The 17,715-nt window shown below is 44.8% G+C and carries 14 protein-coding genes and 1 pseudogene; 6 read left to right on the top strand and 9 right to left on the bottom strand.

All coding sequences use genetic code 11. The features are described from left to right. Positions 1 to 4 precede the first annotated feature (4 nt). Both LN893_RS20500 and LN893_RS20495 read right to left on the bottom strand, forming a co-directional pair. A complete protein-coding gene (locus LN893_RS20500; protein WP_255709892.1) occupies positions 5 to 691 on the bottom strand; it encodes a cation:proton antiporter domain-containing protein in 687 nt (228 codons plus the stop codon). Continuing rightward, positions 688 to 1,320 (bottom strand): cation:proton antiporter domain-containing protein, encoded by a 633-nt coding sequence (locus LN893_RS20495; protein ID WP_255709891.1) that lies wholly within the window; start codon positions 1,318 to 1,320, stop codon positions 688 to 690. The genes LN893_RS20500 and LN893_RS20495 overlap by 4 nt, the downstream gene beginning before the upstream one ends. Before the next feature lie 382 nt (positions 1,321 to 1,702). Here LN893_RS20495 and hemE point away from each other — a divergent pair, with 382 nt between their 5' ends. The 3 genes and pseudogenes from hemE (at position 1,703) to LN893_RS20485 (ending at position 3,969) form a co-directional block, all read left to right on the top strand. After that, positions 1,703 to 2,749, top strand: coding sequence for a uroporphyrinogen decarboxylase (hemE, locus tag LN893_RS05105; protein WP_229968722.1), 1,047 nt, complete (start codon positions 1,703 to 1,705; stop codon positions 2,747 to 2,749). 114 nt (positions 2,750 to 2,863) lie between these two features. Further along, complete coding sequence (locus LN893_RS20490) at positions 2,864 to 3,253, top strand: outer membrane beta-barrel protein (RefSeq protein WP_255709890.1); 390 nt, start codon at positions 2,864 to 2,866, stop codon at positions 3,251 to 3,253. Beyond that, positions 3,193 to 3,969, top strand: a pseudogene (locus LN893_RS20485) (outer membrane beta-barrel protein). Before LN893_RS20490 ends, LN893_RS20485 begins: the two are co-directional and overlap by 61 nt. A gap of 148 nt (positions 3,970 to 4,117) precedes the next feature. Here LN893_RS20485 and LN893_RS05095 read toward each other — a convergent pair. The 7 genes from LN893_RS05095 to LN893_RS05065 all read right to left on the bottom strand — a co-directional run bounded on the left by LN893_RS05095 (position 4,118) and on the right by LN893_RS05065 (position 12,469). Then, on the bottom strand, positions 4,118 to 5,917 hold the full coding sequence (locus LN893_RS05095) for a TrkH family potassium uptake protein (RefSeq protein WP_229968721.1): 1,800 nt from the start codon (positions 5,915 to 5,917) through the stop codon (positions 4,118 to 4,120). After that, complete coding sequence (locus tag LN893_RS05090; RefSeq protein ID WP_229968720.1) at positions 5,898 to 6,917, bottom strand: bifunctional heptose 7-phosphate kinase/heptose 1-phosphate adenyltransferase; 1,020 nt, start codon at positions 6,915 to 6,917, stop codon at positions 5,898 to 5,900. Before LN893_RS05090 ends, LN893_RS05095 begins: the two co-directional genes overlap by 20 nt. Continuing rightward, positions 6,917 to 8,131 (bottom strand): pyridoxal phosphate-dependent aminotransferase, encoded by a 1,215-nt coding sequence (locus LN893_RS05085; RefSeq protein WP_229968719.1) that lies wholly within the window; start codon positions 8,129 to 8,131, stop codon positions 6,917 to 6,919. Before LN893_RS05085 ends, LN893_RS05090 begins: the two co-directional genes overlap by 1 nt. 209 nt (positions 8,132 to 8,340) lie before the next feature. Next, positions 8,341 to 9,336 carry a PorP/SprF family type IX secretion system membrane protein gene (locus tag LN893_RS05080; protein ID WP_229968718.1) on the bottom strand — a complete coding sequence of 332 codons (996 nt, stop codon included), beginning with the start codon at positions 9,334 to 9,336 and terminating at the stop codon, positions 8,341 to 8,343. 7 nt (positions 9,337 to 9,343) lie between these two features. Further along, positions 9,344 to 11,377 carry a lectin-like domain-containing protein gene (locus tag LN893_RS05075; protein WP_229968717.1) on the bottom strand — a complete coding sequence of 678 codons (2,034 nt, stop codon included), beginning with the start codon at positions 11,375 to 11,377 and terminating at the stop codon, positions 9,344 to 9,346. Positions 11,378 to 11,564: 187 nt separating this feature from the next. After that, entirely contained in the window at positions 11,565 to 12,173 is a 609-nt protein-coding gene (recR, locus tag LN893_RS05070; protein ID WP_229968716.1) for a recombination mediator RecR, read from the bottom strand. Positions 12,174 to 12,187: 14 nt separating this feature from the next. Then, the gene (locus LN893_RS05065; RefSeq protein ID WP_229968715.1) at positions 12,188 to 12,469 is read right to left on the bottom strand and encodes an ATP-dependent Clp protease adaptor ClpS; all 282 of its coding nucleotides are present in this window, start codon (positions 12,467 to 12,469) and stop codon (positions 12,188 to 12,190) included. A gap of 345 nt (positions 12,470 to 12,814) precedes the next feature. Here LN893_RS05065 and LN893_RS05060 point away from each other — a divergent pair, with 345 nt between their 5' ends. The 3 genes from LN893_RS05060 (at position 12,815) to LN893_RS05050 (ending at position 17,561) form a co-directional block, all read left to right on the top strand. Beyond that, entirely contained in the window at positions 12,815 to 13,426 is a 612-nt protein-coding gene (locus LN893_RS05060) for a hypothetical protein (protein ID WP_229968714.1), read from the top strand. Between the two features lies 1 nt (position 13,427). Next, positions 13,428 to 13,970 (top strand): hypothetical protein, encoded by a 543-nt coding sequence (locus tag LN893_RS05055; RefSeq protein WP_229968713.1) that lies wholly within the window; start codon positions 13,428 to 13,430, stop codon positions 13,968 to 13,970. 294 nt (positions 13,971 to 14,264) lie between these two features. After that, a complete protein-coding gene (locus LN893_RS05050) occupies positions 14,265 to 17,561 on the top strand; it encodes an amidohydrolase family protein (protein ID WP_229968712.1) in 3,297 nt (1,098 codons plus the stop codon). Positions 17,562 to 17,715 lie beyond the last annotated feature (154 nt).

The raw sequence follows: 17,715 nt of genomic DNA, 5'->3' as shown, positions 1-17,715 counted from the left end.
GCCTTTAATTTAAAGCCTTGTTTTCTTTTTCCCTCATCTCGTCGAGCTTTTCATTGATTGGCGTGGCCGATATACCATGCACAAAAATAGTGATAAGCACAACCAAACCTACAAGAGCCCAGAGTTCTTCAGGCCCCTCAAAATCTTCTTCATTTAAGGCATAGGCCAAATAATAAAATGACCCTATGCCTCGCATACCTAAAAAACTGATAGCAAAGCGGTCGCGCCAGGGAGCACGGTTGAAACCAACCAGCCCGATCACACCTGCAATAGGTCGTATTATGAATACAATAATCACCGCACAAATAACCATTGGCCAAGTGAGCGAAGAGAGCAAGCCACCTGCAACAGCAGCACCAAAGGCTATTAAAATTACAGACATCAATATCCGTTCTGTCTTTTCTGTGAAGGCATGCATGGCTTTCTGGTACTCGTGACTCTGATCGTAATTTTTGATAACAACAGTTCCAATAAAAGTAGCAATAAAGCCATATCCGCCTGCATACTCTGTAACTCCGTAGATAAGAAGTGTAGCAGCCAGAGCCCCTAAGCCTACCATTGATTTAGCCAGTTCAGTTTTAGCAGGCATAGCCATAATAAAGCGAGCCAGTACGTATCCTAAACTCACGCCTATTATTGCGGCAACTCCTAACTCATACAGCACATCTACCAAAAACCTGATTTTATTCAATTGCCAGGGTAAGCACCAGCCATTGCCATGGCGATTGCCATATTGGTAAAAGGAAAGGCTAGACCGTCGTTCAAACCAGCTTCAGAAGAAAGTCCGAATCGCACTTCATCTTCCTCGCCATGGCCTATCTCATCTGTATCTTCTGTTTCTTCATCTTCGGAACCTTCCTGTGGTGCGCCTACCTGTACTTCAGAGGCTAGAACAGGATCGGTAGGAGCAAGACAGGCTCCTAGCAGCATAGCCGAGGCTGGGGCGAAGGCTGCCAGCCACCAACCTGTTAAGGCAACAAGTGCAATCGTTATAATCATGGTTATACCCAAAAGACGCCAGGTTACGCTCCAGCCTTTTAAGCTAGGTCGTCTGTCAATTTTCAAGCCTGCTCCCATCAAGGATATGATTACTCCCAGTTCTGTTAGGTGCTCTTTATAATCGCCCTGCTCAATCGGATCTGGAGCCTCTAACCCTAAGGGTATAGCGACAGCTCCTAAGCCCAGCAACAACACAGGCATCGAAAAAGGATACTTTGCCAGGAGACGGGGTATAACAGCAGTAGCTAACAGAGCAAGTACAATTATTACCAGCCACAAATCATAATTCTCAAGTACTTCAAAAGCCTCTTTTACTTCCATAATATATAGTATCAGATGATGTGAGGGTTGTATGAGAATTAGGAATGCCTCACTTCTACATAAACCTAATCGTGGGTGCTAATTGAATACTCTTTACGGCGTCTTTCCCCCTATAGATACTATTTAAACAGCTCATAAGCACATCCAACATATTATAAACCAATTAATTATAAATGACATAAAAATCTTTAAACTAGTATTTTGGCACAAATAGATACTTATAAACCCTTAAAAACCCCAGTTAATCTAGTAGTTAAGAACCTTTGAAACTTGTTCCTATCAAGCTGTCACAGGATGTCTGCTGCGTAAATTTCAAGCTTAACTTACGCACACATAGGGTCTGATTTTCTTCTAAAAAGATATTATTCAGTATCTTTGCGGTATGCAACTGAAGAACGATCTGCTTATTAGAGCTGCAAGGGGTGAGGCTGTAGAACGCACGCCTGTTTGGCTCATGCGCCAGGCTGGCCGCATTTTACCTGAATACAGAGCTGTACGTAATAGCTTGAGTGGTTTTAAAGAACTGGTAGAAACGCCAGACTTGGCTGCTGAAGTAACTATTCAGCCTGTAGATATACTGGATGTGGATGCTGCAATTATCTTTTCAGATATACTTGTAGTGCCAGAGGCGATGGGCTGCACCTATGAGATGGTGGAGAAGCGAGGGCCTTTGTTCCCGAAAACCATCCGTACCGAGGAAGACCTGAAAAGGCTGCGTGTAGCAGACCCACACGAGCACCTGCACTATGTATTAGATGCCATCAAAGTAACAAAGAGAGCCCTGAACGGCCGTGTGCCACTGATCGGTTTTGCTGGTGCTCCCTGGACTATACTGGCTTATATGGTAGAGGGAAGCGGTTCTAAAACGTTCTCCCATGCCCGTGGTATGCTGTACACCAACCCGAAGCTGGCGCACCAGTTGCTACGTATGATCACGGATACCACTATTGCTTATTTACAAGCACAGGTAGAAGCAGGCGCAAACCTGATTCAGGTGTTCGACTCATGGGCTGGGATTCTTTCACCTGCGCATTACCGCGAGTTTTCGTTGCCATACATCAGCGAGATTTGTAATGCTATCCGCAATGTACCTGTTACCGTATTTGCCAAAGGTGCCTTTTTTGCTTTAGAAGATTTCAGCAAGCTTAACTGCGAAACAATCGGTTTGGACTGGAACATGGATATTAAAACTTCACGTGTACAAGTTGGTCCAAATAAGACGCTGCAAGGCAACATGGATCCATGCCTGCTCTACAGTTCCTTCGATACCATTCAGCACGAGACTATTAAAATGCTGAAGGAGTTTGGTCCGCAGCGGCACATCGCCAACCTCGGCCACGGCGTTTACCCAGACACTGACCCCGAGAAAGTAAAATGTTTTGTTCAGACGGTGAAGGAGTACGGTAGTTTGGCGTTGGGAAATGGTTAAGGTTTAGCACAAAAGTACCCATAAAGTTAGCCTGTTGGCTATAATCCTAAATCTCAGTTAAAGTACAACAAAGCTTAGGTTTATAACCAACAGGCTGTCTTCTTTATAGCTCTCATGAAGAAAGAACTGAATTTATTCTGCATTTCCCTGCTTTCACTACTCCTCTTCTTTCCAAAATCTGGTTTTACTCAACATGACAGCACAGTACAGGTAAGTCCATCCATAACTTTTCCAGGATTTTTAGATGTATACTACGCCTATGACTTCGATAAACCTACTACCGATTACCGCCAGCCTTTCCTCTACAACCACAACCGCCACAACGAATTTAACCTAAACCTGGGTTTTGTTAAAGTTGCGGCGGAACACAGCAGGTATAGGGCTAACTTGGCCTTACAGGCTGGCACTTATGCTCAGGACAACTATGCCGCAGAGCAGGATTTATTCAAACACGTATTCGAGGCAAACGTAGGGATCTTAACCAGCAACGCACACTTTGGATAGACGCAGGTATACTACCCTCCCACATCGGTTTTGAAAGCGCCATCTCCTCGGAAAACATGACGTTGACTCGTTCGCTGCTGGCAGAAAACTCACCTTAATACCTGGCTGGCGCAAAATTTTCCTTTACCCCAAACGATAAATGGCACCTCTCGGCACTGGTATGCAACGGCTGGCAGCGCATCAGGCGTCTTAACGGAAACTCCTTACCGGCCTTTGGCACACAGGTAAGCTACAGCCCTTCAGAGAGCATGCTTTTCAATTGGAGCACCTTTATCGGAACAGATTATCCTGATGCGGCACGCAGGATGCGCTACTTCCACAATTTATACGGCCAGTTTTCTATTATGGAAAGATTGGCTCTTACCGCAGGATTCGATTTTGGCATAGAGCAGGAAAATAAGTGAGACTATACCTACAATTTCTGGTACTCTCCTGTTCTTATTACCCGCTATACTATAAACAAAAGTTGGGCTGTTGCTATGCGCACGGAGTACTATTCTGACGAGGATGCTGCAATTGTCTCAACCGCCACTACTGCTCCCTTCAAAACTGCAGGCTTTTCGACCAATCTTGATTACGCCCCCTCACCATCTGTTATGTGCCGCATCGAAGGCAGGTGGCTCAGCAGCAAGCAGGATATCTTTACCCGTGAAACCACTACGTCTAATCACAATGTAGCCATAATTGCCTCGATGGCAGTTAAGTTTTCAAAATAACACTGCTCCATAGGTATATACAGGAATACAGAAACTGTCTGACAATGCACCTCATGACAGTCATAACAAAAAAGGGAACGGGCCACTGTTATTGGACCATTCCCTTATGCCGTGGCTTGAAAATGTATCGTTTCCTACTGTTTCCGTACTACCCCACCACCAGGTGTGTTTCAGGATATTTGTAAGCCGTAGAAGGTGCTCTTGTACTCAAGGCCAGTGCCAGCGTAAGCGTACCTACCCTGCCTATATACATCGAAAGGATAATCACGATCTTACCCACATCCGAAAGGCCTGCAGTGATGCCTGTACTGAGACCGACCGTTGCGAAGGCAGAAACCTGCTCAAAAGCCACTTTCAGAATATCGAACTGAGAATCTGAAATGGAAAGAATAAAAATGAACGTAATATTGATAAGTGCCGCGAACGTAAACACAGCAAAGGCTTTGTAAGCCACAGAATGCGGAATTGTACGGTGCCCGATTTCAAGGTTGCGCTTGTTACGAATGGTAGCTCCTACAGCCAGCAAAAGCACTGCAAAGGTGGTTGTTTTTATACCGCCACCCGTAGAACCAGGCGATGCTCCGATAAACATCAAGAAGATAAACATCAGCAGTGTAGGTACGTTTAGTGCAGAGATATCTACGCTATTGAAACCTGCAGTACGGGTAGTAACCGATTGGAAAAAAGAGGTAATTAATGCCTCTACAAAGTTTAGCTGAGCAAGCGTGTTGTAGTACTCCAGCAAAAAGAAGCCAACCATGCCTATTGCTATCAGCGCCGTAGAAGTATAAATAGTTACTCTAGATAACATTTTCCAGTTTTTCCAGGGAGCATGCAGTCGTTCTCGCATCGCTTTTGGAGAGAGCACATCCAGTACAGTCGGAAATCCTAATCCTCCAAGAATGATAAGCATGGCTATGGTCAGGTGCAGAATGTAGGAAAAACGTACAGGCTCTGTAAAAAGGCCTGCTGGGTACAGCGAAAAGCCAGCATTACAGAAAGCAGAAATTGAGTGGAAAACGGAGAAAAACAACTTGCTCCCCAGGTTTACAAACTCGGTTTCTGGCCCCCAGGACATAAAAATAACAACAGCCCCTATAGCTTCTATGGTTAGGGTGAGAAAGATGAGCTTACGCAATAGCCCTTTGGTAGAGAAAAGTGATTCACTATCTAACAGGGCAAGCATTGCAGCGTTTTGTTTTAAACCTATTCCCTGCCGCATGATGGAGGCAAAGAACGTTGCAAAGGTCAAGATACCCAAGCCACCCAATTGAATAAGGCACAGCAACACAACCTGCCCTGCAAAAGTAAAATAAGTACCTGGGTCTACCACAGCCAGACCTGTTACACAGGCGGCACTTGTGGCCATAAATAGGGCATCAATAAAGCGCATGCCCTCAGGTGCATTCGTCATCTTGGGCAGCATAAACAACCCTGCACCCAATAGTACAAGAAATATGAAGCTAAGAATAAAGGTAATAGACGGTCTGAGCTGTACTGTTTTCTGGTGGACTCTCGTTTCCAACAGCTCTACCACCAGTAAAACCAGCATATAAAGCGAAACCAGCACCCGATAAAGCTCTACCGACAGTGGCACCCCAATACCTTCAAAGATATTGTAAATGACAGGTATGCCTAGCAGATAAGTACCGATATGGTTGATCAGTATAATCAACATCAAAGTACCTTCTACCCACTTTTCCCTCAAAAATTTTTTCCGCTCGAAAGTGTACAGTATGCGCAGGAAAAAGATAATGACGAAAATAGCCAGAATAGCATCTATGGCATAGAATAATACTCGTAACGTATCGGGTCTCTCTACCACACCATGTGCATAAAGTAGTAGCCCGATAGAAAGTAAGGTAAGTGTATAAGTCGTCCAGCGCATGATGGCATAAGCCCTCAGTTTGCTGCCGTAAAGTATGCGATTAAGATTTTCTGTATTCATTTGTATCGAATAGCCTTACATGTAGTGCCTCTTCCAGTAAACGCTGCTTATCAACAGGCACTACCCCCACCTGCTCACAAACCAAGCCACCACCCAGGTTGCTCAACCCAGCTACAAAAGGCATTGAGGTTCGGAGCGCCATACATAAAGCTGCTATACTTATAACGGTATCGCCAGCACCCGAAACATCAGAAATTGATCTTCTATGTGCAGCCAGATATGTTTTTTCTTCTCCGTCAGCCACAAATACACCTCTTTCCGAGAGCGTTACTAACACCTGCTCTACTTGTAAGTGCTGCTGCAAGTCTTTCACAGCATCTTCAAAAGCAGGAAGGTTTTCATCGGCAAAGTCTACTTTCAGGCCCTCCTTCAGCTCCTTAAGATTGGGCTTAAACAAGGTGCACCCAACATAACTCAGGAAGTTTTTCTTTTTGGGGTCAACTACGGTAGGAATATTCAACTTGCGTGCTAGCTGTATGAAGCGGCTGATGTTAGTTTCTGAGAAAACTCCTTTATCGTAATCTTCAAAAATAACCACATCGGCCTGTGCTAACAACTGCCGATAACGCTCTTCTAAATGGCGTTCTTCATACTCCGTTAGGTTATACTCTATCTCAGAGTCTACACGAAGCAGCTGCTGTGCGCCAGCTATAATACGGTGCTTAATGGTTGTTACGCGCTCCAGGCTCTGCACTATACCTTCTGTACTAAGGCCTTTCTCCTCCATCAGGCGAAGGTAATCGGCACCGTCCTGGTCATCGCCTATAACTGAGCAGAGCAGGGGCGTAGCGCCTAATGCTTGTACATTAAGCGCCACGTTGGCAGCTCCGCCTAACCGTTTTTCCCGCTTCACCACGTTCACAATGGGCACGGGGGCTTCAGGAGAAATTCTAGTAGACTTCCCCCATAGGTAGGAGTCTATCATCACATCGCCGACAATAAGTACGGTTAGCTTATCGAAGGCAGAAAATAGGTCTTCTATACTTTTGATTTCTGTCATTATTGAAGTTCCGCCAGACAAGATCTGATGCGGGTAAAAGCCTCAACCAGTTTTTCGTCGGAAGTGGCAAAAGAGAATCGAATACACTGCGGCGCACCAAAGGCTTCGCCGCTTACAGCTGCCACGTGTGCATTTGTAAGAATATACATGCTCAGATCCAGGGCAGAATTGATAGTTTTACCGTTGTGGCTTTTACCAAAATAAGCACTTACATCAGGGAAAATATAAAAAGCACCAGCTGGCACCGACGTTACAAAACCAGGAATATCCTTTAGCAGATCCAGCACCAGGTTACGGCGGCGCAGGTATGCAGCAGACATTTCCTCAGCAGAGGCTTTTCCACCTTTAAGGGCAGCAGCAGCGGCTTTCTGAGCGATAGAGTTTGTACCAGAAGTTATTTGGCTTTGTAGTTTATCACAGGCAGTGGCAATATCTTTATGAGCGGCTATGTAGCCAACACGCCAGCCCGTCATCGCATAGCCTTTCGAGAAGCCATTTACAGTTATCGTACGGTCTTTCACAGCATCGATAGAAGCCATACTCGCATGCCCGCCTTCGAAGTTGATGTATTCATAAATTTCATCAGCCATAATGTGCACCTGCGGATGCTTCTCCAGCACTTTAGCTAACGACTGCAATTCCTCTTCTGTAAATACAGCCCCCGTAGGGTTGCTTGGCGAAGAGTACATTACAAGCTTTGTTTTCGGAGTAATAGCCTGCTCCAGTTGCTCTGCTGTTACTTTATAGTCGTTTTCCAGGGTTCCCATTATTTTTACAGGCACACCCTCTGCTAACTTTACAATCTCCTCATAAGAAACCCAGTACGGAGAGAAGATAATTACTTCATCGCCAGGATTTACAAGGCAAAGCACCACATTTGCGATGGATTGCTTCGCACCTGTAGATACGACAATATTTTCAGGCTTATAATCCAGGTTATTGTCGCGCATTAGTTTGTTTGCAATTTCCTGACGTAGCTCTGGATAGCCAGGAACTGGTGTATAGAAGGTAAAGCCTTCATCAATAGCCTGTTTGGCAGCATCTTTAATATACTGTGGCGTTTGGAAGTCTGGCTCTCCAAAGCTCAGGTTAATTACATCAAATCCTTGTGCTCCAAGCTCACGAGCTTTTTTAGCCATGGCTATGGTTGCAGATTCTTCTAGAGCAGTTATTCTATCAGAAAGAATGTTGCTTATTTCTCCTAATTCTTGCATGGTATATATTTTTTATGCCGACAATTTACTTATATCGAAACTTATTTACCACTTTGTTTCCGATTTATCAAAGGGCTATATAAGTGTGTAAGCTAATTTGAAAGCAATTTGGCAAGAAGGCGTTGAAATAACAACAAATAAAGTTTTTAGGTCTGGTTTACCTAGTTTAGTCACACGAACTTATCGCAACTAAACTGATTGGTATAGGACTACCACAAGCTTTGCGGACAGAGAACTCTATGTTCATTGAAGAGCTTTATACTTAAAATCACCTCATGGCTTCCTCCACTTTCTCTACTTAGTGAGCTGCCACCAAAATCATAGGAATACCCAAAATCAAATAACTGATTAAGCGACAACCCAGCCAAGAGGGCCACACTTTTGTCAGATCGAAAAGAAGCACCTGTCCAGAACCTGTCCAGGTAAACAAGGCGCAGGTTGTAATCTATTGAAACAGGCATGGGCTGCGTCCATTTTACCATAACAGATGGCAAAATGGCTAGCTTAGAAGTAATATCATACTTATAGGCTCCTGTTAAAAAATAATGTTTTTGTGCCGCGTAGGAACCGTTAGATTCGTTAGTAGAAGAGAAAGCCTGCCCTAGCAATTGTGTACCAGATGCCCCAACATAAAAATTACTGCTATACAACCACAATCCTGTAGATAGATTTGGCTTAAAAGAACGCCAGCCTCCTGCTGTTATATCAGCTGGGTCTTCAAACTCCAGTTCGTCCCCGCTCAGCACCTGCTGGAAAAACCCTGCTGACAAGCCTGCAGATAACTTTACTTTTGACGTTAGCGGAATATGGTAGGCATAGGACAAAGACGCCTCCGTTCGTTTATAAGGCCCTATCTCATCGTGAAGCACAACTACCCCGACGCCATGGCGATTTCTGTCGTAGCTCCTGTTCTCACCTCTTTTAGCCAAGCCCGAAAAAGATGGAGAACTACTAGAGGAGGGCATTCTCTTACCTGAATTGGACAGGTTTGTATGCGCACTTACATAAACCGTCATAGGAGCGCCCTCAATCCCAGCCCATTGGTAACGACTGCCCAGTTTCACATCCGTATAATCTTCTATACCAGCTATGGCAGGATTCAGCAAAAAATTGTTCATCATGTATTGGCTGTACTGCGGCTTCTGCTGCGCAACAGCAAGAAAGGGCAAGAAACAAACAACAAGCTGAAGTATAATTCTAACCATAGCGATATTAATAAACGATGCTGATGGAGCCTGTTAGCTTTCTTTCGCCCCGCAGTGTGATGAGGTAGTAGTATGTACTGGCGGGCAGCACCTTGCCCTGATAGTACCCGTTCCAGTCGTTCTTGTAGCCTACCGCTTCGTAGAGCCTGCTTCCCCACCTGTCATAAATTTCAAGCCGTGCGTTCGGATGCGTGTCTATGTTCTTGATTACCCAATTGTCGTTTACGTTGTCGCCGTTTGGGGAGATGGCGTTGGGAATACCGAGTTCTTTCTCCACATACACAGTCATCTCGTCGCTGAACTCACAACCCGCTTCGTTTGTGACGGTTACAGTGTAAACTGTCGTTTCCTCTGGCCTAGCAATAGGGTTGGCAATATTTGGGTTATCCAGAGAAGCCTCTGGTTCCCACCTGTAGCTGGTTCCTCCCGACCCACTCAGGTTGGCCTGACCGCCTAAGGTTATAGACATGTCTTCGCCAGCGTTTGCAGCAGGAAGGTCATAAACAAGTGCTTTAACTGGTACTCTAGAAGTTTCACACCCTGCAGCAGACACGATTGAAACATAATACGTTTTGGTCTCCTGCAGATCAGGTGTTGTAAAAGTACTGCCAGTTGCCCCAGTCAGAGGCACAGTACTTTTTTGGGATTCGTACCACCGATAAGCTCCATCATGCCCACCTGTAGCAGTCAACATAGTGCTACCTGGCCCGCACCTGCCAACATCTTCCGCCACAGGTGCAGCAGGCGCAGAAACAACCTCTACAGCTACGTTTGTAGAGCGCGCAGTGCCGCAAGCCGAACTAATTTCAACAGTATAAATACCTGATGAAGTAGCAACGTATTCAGACAGATTATCTCCTACAGGCACTCCATTCAATTTCCATTGATAAGTGGATTCATCCATATAAGGCACTCGCAGCATTACGTTATCTCCTTCGCAAATAACATTCTTACCTTCAACCTTTATTGGCACTTCCTGCTGTACGATTTTACAAATAACTGTTACTTCCACTTGAGCCGTGGTAGGCTTTGCATAGCATGAATTAGAAGTTGATTCACTTATCTGATAGGTAAAAGTATCTTTACCACTAAACCACTCTCTGGGAGTATATACTACTTCATTCCCTGAAACCACCACTGTACCGTTACTAGGCTGTTCTACAACACCCGTAAGAAAAATCTTGGCACCAGCTGTATGCGAGTCGTTCCCTAAAACAAATATAGAGACAGCATCATGTTGTTGTGTTTCAGCTTTATCATTCACAGCAACAGGCATGTTATTATCGTTATCTAGTACGCAAACAGTTTGCTCATTATAAGATTCGCTTGTAGAGCCAGTAAAGCCATAATACACCTGTGTTACACCCTTAAAAACATTGTTTATAATGTCATCTTTATGTCTGAGACGAACTACATTATCATATAACATCATCAACTCTTGTGTAATAGGATCCCAAGTAATTGTATAATCGTGACACTGATTATCTTGAACATTTGGTTTAGCTGGATCGATAGCAACAGGACCTGCAACTTGCCTTCTAATCTCCCCGTTGTAAACTAATGCAGTATGATCTTCCTCTAAATCATTCACTCGTCCTCCGTGGTTTCTCGTATCTAATTCTACAGCAACTGATGGTTTTATAGCTTGGCTGCTTTTAGAATAAAACAGAGGCCCAAACCCTAATCCTGCTCCTGTACTTCCAATTGCATCTCGACCTCTGGGATCATCATGAAACACAAGCGCTAGTCCATCAGCGCCATTATTCTCATTATTTTTACTTCCTAAAAAAATAACGAAGTCCAACCTAAATGGCTCAGAAAAATCTATTTTCTCTGTTCCCCAAATGGCACCATGCTGATTCTGTTTATCTTCTGTAATTCTGTAACAATTATCTGTAACTCTTGTAGCGTCACCTCTTGTTTCAAATTGAGCTTTTAAAGCACCAGGAGTAAGCAAGAAGAAAACAGTTACTAATACAGCAATCTTATTGCACAGCCACGAAGCTGGATTTTTACCAAACATTTTGTATAAAGCCATCATATGCTTCTTACACTTTACCAATCACGTATATATACATATAGTGTATTTTTTTAATACATTACGATATTTATAAATTTTTGGATATAAAAAAGCATATAAAGTTAGCCTAAAACTAAACTCAGAGTAAATGAAAAAGAGGAGCAGGATGAAAATCCTGCTCCTCTTTTTCATCTCAAACTCCTTTGTTCTATATTCTACCGTAAGCTGTACGCTCTACTATACTTCGGCCAAGAGTTATTTCATCAGTATACTCCAGTTCTCCTCCCACAGGCACGCCACGCGCAATAGTGGTAATACGTACATCCATATCGCGCAGCTTACGTGTCAGGTAAAAGGCTGTAGTATCACCTTCCATGGTAGGACTGATAGCTAAAAGTATTTCTTTAACTTCTGAGTTAGGCAAGCGCTCAAGCAGCGAATCTATATGCAGGTCGGAAGGTCCAACACCTTCTATGGGAGAGATAACACCGCCTAACACATGATACAACCCTCTATATTGAGCTGTATTCTCGATGGCAATCACATCGCGTATATCGCTCACCACACAAAGCAAGCTGCGTTCGCGCAATGGGTTAGCGCAGATGCTGCACACTTCTGTGTCCGAAATATTATTGCATTCTTTGCAATGCTTTACCTCTGTACGCATTTTTACCAGCGACTCGGCAAGCGAAAAAGTATCTTCAGATTCTTCTTTAAGTAAATGTAAAGCTAAACGGAGCGCAGTCTTCCGACCAACGCCTGGCAGCTTCGCCAGCTCCTCTACAGCGTTCTCAATTAACTTCGACGGGAAATTCATTCAAGTTTCTGGTGTTACTCGATATCGGCAGAAAGATCCTTATCATGCAGGGCGGTGCACATACCTACCAACTCCTCGTAGGATCCAACTTTTACCGTACACTTACCTTTGTAATGTATGAGTAAAGTGCACTGCTCAGCCTGCTCGGCAGTATGTCCGCATACTCTAATGAGCGTTTCGATCACATGATCAAATGTATTCACATCATCATTATATACCACCAAATTCCGAAGGTCTGTTGTTTCCTCCAGAACGGCGACGTCTTCCTGCTGTAAAATCTCTGTTCCAATATCCATAGTGCAAATTTATAAATTTAAACGTACTAAATGAAGCACATGTGCCATAAATACAGGTTAGGACTTCTGCTTTTGGTACTGTTATAAAACATACTGAGTTGGTTTAAAATTCCGTTCTACAGCTAATAAGGCTTTAAAGACGCATCTCTTTTATGAGTAAGGTGAGGAAAAATTGTAGTGCATTTACAAAACAGGAATTGCGTTTATTTAAGGCTAAAAGTAATTATACTGCTTTGTAGAAAGCCTATATTTTAGTTACTTTGCAGTAGCAACTGCTATGCGGTTGCTATATAAATTTCTGCTGATCGTGTTATAGCTCTTCTTGTTCAAAGTAAAATCGACAAAATGCCTAATAAAATCAGCAGCGCGCGGCCACAACCGACAGCCAGCGTCGTTACAAAAAAGAAATTGTCGGACAGCAACGATGATTTATCGTACTGGCTTGCACAGTCTGCTACTGCACGTATAGATGCCATAGCTTACCTGCGCAAACAGTACAGCATTTTAAAGGGTATGGAGCTGCAAACAAACTTTCTGGATTTTATAAAGATTTTGAATAGCTGCAAAGCTGAATACATGGTAGCAGGAGGCTTTGCAGTGGCATATAATGGTTATCCGCGCTATACTGGCGATATTGATATTTGGATAAACCCTTCAGAAGCAAATGCTGCTTGTGTGCTCCACGCACTAGAGGAGTACGGCTATAACGACAATCAGATTACCTCAGAAGACCTGACCACACCTGGCGTAGTAACGCAATTGGGTTACCCACCAAACCGCATTGATATAGCAACAGGCTTAGAGGGCGTGGATTTTACAGCTTGCTGGGAAAGAAAGAAAACTGCAGTAATTGATGGGAACACTGTACATTTTATTAGCCTACAGGATTTAAAGGAAAATAAAAAAGCCACCGCCCGCCAACAAGACCTGCTCGACCTACAGAACCTGCCTCAATAACATGCCTACTGTTTCGTCTTCTTTTAAGCAGGCCGTCCGCCAACTAGGCGACAAAGAAAAAGAAGCAATTATTTTAAAGGCCGCCAAACGCGATGCAGAACTGTACGACCTGTTGTTGTACGAGTTAGGCGAACTGACGCTGGAGGAAATGTTTGAGCTGCACGCAAACAAAATCCAGGAGCTTATGGTGAATGCAAGTGGCCGCAGCCTAAGCAAGGCTCTCGCTAAAGCCCTTCGCAAAGCCATAAAAGAAATAGCCCGTTTCAAACGCATAACCAAAGATAAAAAATCAGAAGTAGAACTGCACCTGTACCTGTTGCGACTGATTTTCGATAACTACACAGGCCAGTTCGACAGCTTTTATAAAAGCTTTTATACTGCCTCGGCACGGCTGCTACTGCGCACCACACAGCTAATTAAAAAGAACCTTCACGAGGACTATCACCTGGAGTACAAAGCCGAGCTGGATGGCTTCCTTAGCCAGATACACAACCACAGTAAGCCATTGAGCTTTAAGTTGCCCACTTCTTTTGAAGTGGAGTAGACAGCCCCTCTCTTGAAAGCGGGAAAAGAGCTAAAGAACTCTTTTGTCATTGTGCTATATTACTGCTTAACCTCCCTCCGAACAAGATCTTTTCAGGATGACAAAGAGAGAAGCTTTACTTTACAACCAGCTCCACTCTTCAGTAAAATCCTTTACCCACAAATGTAACTGGCCTTACTATAATGCTGCCTAGAATAACATCAACTAAGCTTCTTTCCCTGTTTTTAGGGGAGGGGGTATTTATAAAATTCTTAAATTTGAAATTAAAACTAATCTACTGTTCAAATACATAACATGAATAAACGCCCTTACCTGAGTTTGCTATTGGCAGCGGCACTAGCCCTGCCAGTTGGTGCAACTTATGCTCAGGATAAAAAAGAAGATACGAAGTGGAAGGTGGAAGATGCCCACGGACCGCAGAAAGAAATCACCCTCACCACCGACGAAGGCACCTGGATGAGTGTGGATGTGAGCCCAGACGGTAAAGAAATTGTATTTGATTTGATGGGTGATATTTACATTATGCCTATGACGGGCGGCAAGGCAAGGCAACTATCGGGTGGGCACGCCTACGAAGTACAGCCACGCTTCAGCCCCGATGGCAAGTATATTTCCTATACTTCCGATAAAGGTGGCGGCGATAACATTTGGATCATGAAGCGTGATGGCTCTGATGCCAAACAAATCACCAACGAGAACTTTAGACTGCTGAATAATGCTGTTTGGACACCTGACGGAGAATACTTAATTGCCCGCAAACATTTTACCGCTACCCGTTCGCTGGGCGCTGGCGAAATGTGGATGTACCATAAAACAGGCGGCAGCGGCATTCAACTAACCAAGCGTAAAAACGACCAGCAGGATGCAGGCGAGCCTTTTGTATCGCCAGATGGGAAGTATTTGTACTTTTCGGAGGATATGAGTGGTGGCAGCACCTTCCAATATAACAAAGACCCGAACGGGCAGATATATGTTATCCGCCGCGTAGACCGCAACACTGGTGAGATCGAGAATGTGGTAACTGGTAACGGTGGTTCTGTGCGTCCTGCTATTTCGCCTGATGGCAAACTGCTGGCTTTTGTGCGTCGGGTGCGTACCAAATCGGTGCTGTTTATCCACGACTTGAAAACTGGTGAAGAATGGCCAATACACGATAAGCTAAACCACGACCAGCAGGAAGCCTGGGCAATATTTGGAGTATACCCGAACTTCTCCTGGACACCTGACAACAAGAGCCTTGTGTTCTGGGCTGGTGGCAAAATCAATAAAGTAGATGTCGCTACTCAAAAAGTAACTAACATACCTTTTGAGGCTACCGCTACACATACTATTACTGATGCCGTTCGCCACGATTTCAGCAAGGATGGGATTTCTCCCAAGCAGTTTGCCGCCAAAGCTATTCGCCATGCTGTAACTTCGCCAGATGGTAAGACGCTGGTATTTAATGCTGCGGGATATATCTACAAAAAAGAATTGCCAAACGGCAAGCCAGAGCGTCTTACCAGTAGCCAGGACTTTGAGTTCTATCCTGCTTTCTCGCCTGACGGAAAAACGCTTGTTTATACGACCTGGGATGATGAGAACTACGGCACGCTGATGAAACTGGACCTTCGTAAGAAAAACGCGAAACCTACTAAGCTGACAACAGAAAAAGGTTTTTATACTTCCCCTTCTTTCTCGCCAAATGGTAAGCACATTGTGTACACCCGCGAGGGCGGTAATAACCATATGGGCTACGCCTACGGAAAAGTGAAAGGTATCTTTTATATGCCAGTAAATGGAGGCGAACCTGTACTGGTAACTAAAAACGGTTCCTCCCCTGTTTTCAACACTACTTCCGACCGTATTTTCTTTACAGATTCAGAAGGCGGTAAGGCAGCTTTTAAAAGCATAAACTTGCAGGGCAAAGAGGAAGTAACCCATTATGTATCTAAATATACTACCGAGTTCCTGCCTAGCCCCGACAACAAGTGGCTGGCCTTTGTAGAAATGTTTAACGGCTACATTGTACCGCTTACATCAAACGGCGGTGCCCTGGATTTAAGTGCTGACACAAAAGCTGTACCTGTAGCACGCTTCACCCGCGACGCTGGCACCAGTATACATTGGTCTTCTGATAGCAAAAAGATAAACTGGGTGTTGGGCGATGAGTACTTTAGCAATGAACTCAAAGACCGCTTTAAGTTTGTGGAGGGCGCACCCGAGAACCTGCCAGCCATAGATACCACAGGCACTAAAATTGGCTTGGTGCTCAACACCGATATACCCGAAGGCAAGATAGCCTTCACCAATGCCCGCATCATTACCATGAAAGGCGATGAGGTGATTGAAGGCGGTACCATAGTAGTAGAGGGCAACCGTATTGTGGCTGTAGGTAAAAATGTGCAGGTACCGAAAGATGCCAAAATAGTGGATGCATCAGGCAAGACCATTATGCCAGGCATTGTGGATGTGCATGCACACATGGGTACGTTCCGCTTGGGTATTAGTCCGAAAAAGCAATGGGCCTACTATGCAAACCTGGCCTACGGCGTCACCACCACCCATGACCCATCTTCTACTACCGAGATGGTATTCAGCCAATCTGAAGCAGTGAAGTCGGGAGCGATGGTTGGGCCGCGTATTTTTTCTACAGGTACTGTGCTTTACGGAGCAGATGGTAATTTCAAAGCCGTTATCAACAACCTGGACGATGCCCGCTCGCACCTGCGTCGCATTAAGGCAGCGGGAGGTTTTTCTGTAAAAAGCTATAACCAGCCACGCCGTGAGCAGCGCCAGCAGGTAATACAGGCAGCCCGAGAACTGGACATGACAGTTGTGCCAGAAGGAGGCTCCACTTTCTTCCATAACATGACAATGGTAATGGACGGACACTCAGGTGTAGAACATAACATTCCGATTGCTCCGCTGTACAAAGACGTGCTAGAACTATGGAAAGCTAGCGGAACAGGCTACACACCTACCCTGATTGTGAATTATGGAGCTGCCAATGGAGAGTATTACTGGTACCAAAATACCAAAGTGTGGGAGAAAGAGCGCCTGCTCCGCTTTACGCCTCGCTCCGTAATCGATGGCCGTTCCAGGTTTGTGACGCAGGTGCCAGAAGAAGAATATCAGAATGGCTACATAGCAGTATCCAGGGCCTGCAAAGCCTTAACAGATGCTGGCGTAAAAGTAAACTTAGGTGCACACGGTCAGTTGCAAGGCTTAGGAGCACACTGGGAACTTTGGATGCTGCAGCAAGGCGGCATGAGCAACCTTGAAGCACTTCGCGCAGCCACACTGAACGGTGCAGAGTACCTGGGCATGGGTAAAGAAATCGGTTCGCTGGAAACAGGCAAATTAGCCGACCTGATCGTGCTGGACAAGAACCCGCTGGAGAATATACAAAACTCGGAGTTTGTAAAATATACGATGGTAAACGGCCGCCTGTACGATGCCGAGACAATGGCCGAAACAGGAAACCACGAGCGCAAGCCTGGCAAGTTCTACTGGGAAAACAGTAAAACGGCCTCCGCATTCGACTGGCACGAAGGCACCGACACCAGCCACCTAGGCATTGCTGGAGACCACTGCTCCTGCCGCCATTAATATGTAAATATACATAGTTAGTAAAACAGCCACCTCTTATTTGGGGTGGCTGTTTTGTTTTAGGTTACTTCCTTTTGTTAAAGATGACTGTAGGCTGTTGCTGTTCAACCTCATCCTGGCACGTTAACTATCTTTTGACTTTAGGGTAGGCATG

This window comes from Pontibacter harenae (genome assembly GCF_020907245.1).
Lineage (GTDB): Bacteria > Bacteroidota > Bacteroidia > Cytophagales > Hymenobacteraceae > Pontibacter > Pontibacter harenae.
The sequence above is the reverse complement of the archived record's forward strand: the minus strand, read 5'-3'. Positions and strand labels throughout refer to the sequence as shown.

What these genes read in the sequence shown, in the direction of transcription:
- LN893_RS20495 (WP_255709891.1), bottom strand. Translation starts at nt 1,320, where the DNA reads ATGGAAGTAAAAGAGGCTTTTGAAGTACTTGAGAATTATGATTTGTGG.
- hemE (WP_229968722.1), top strand. Translation starts at nt 1,703, where the DNA reads ATGCAACTGAAGAACGATCTGCTTATTAGAGCTGCAAGGGGTGAGGCT.
- LN893_RS20490 (WP_255709890.1), top strand. Translation starts at nt 2,864, where the DNA reads ATGAAGAAAGAACTGAATTTATTCTGCATTTCCCTGCTTTCACTACTC.
- LN893_RS05095 (WP_229968721.1), bottom strand. Translation starts at nt 5,917, where the DNA reads ATGAATACAGAAAATCTTAATCGCATACTTTACGGCAGCAAACTGAGG.
- LN893_RS05090 (WP_229968720.1), bottom strand. Translation starts at nt 6,917, where the DNA reads ATGACAGAAATCAAAAGTATAGAAGACCTATTTTCTGCCTTCGATAAG.
- LN893_RS05085 (WP_229968719.1), bottom strand. Translation starts at nt 8,131, where the DNA reads ATGCAAGAATTAGGAGAAATAAGCAACATTCTTTCTGATAGAATAACT.
- LN893_RS05080 (WP_229968718.1), bottom strand. Translation starts at nt 9,336, where the DNA reads ATGGTTAGAATTATACTTCAGCTTGTTGTTTGTTTCTTGCCCTTTCTT.
- LN893_RS05075 (WP_229968717.1), bottom strand. Translation starts at nt 11,377, where the DNA reads ATGATGGCTTTATACAAAATGTTTGGTAAAAATCCAGCTTCGTGGCTG.
- recR (WP_229968716.1), bottom strand. Translation starts at nt 12,173, where the DNA reads ATGAATTTCCCGTCGAAGTTAATTGAGAACGCTGTAGAGGAGCTGGCG.
- LN893_RS05065 (WP_229968715.1), bottom strand. Translation starts at nt 12,469, where the DNA reads ATGGATATTGGAACAGAGATTTTACAGCAGGAAGACGTCGCCGTTCTG.
- LN893_RS05060 (WP_229968714.1), top strand. Translation starts at nt 12,815, where the DNA reads ATGCCTAATAAAATCAGCAGCGCGCGGCCACAACCGACAGCCAGCGTC.
- LN893_RS05055 (WP_229968713.1), top strand. Translation starts at nt 13,428, where the DNA reads ATGCCTACTGTTTCGTCTTCTTTTAAGCAGGCCGTCCGCCAACTAGGC.
- LN893_RS05050 (WP_229968712.1), top strand. Translation starts at nt 14,265, where the DNA reads ATGAATAAACGCCCTTACCTGAGTTTGCTATTGGCAGCGGCACTAGCC.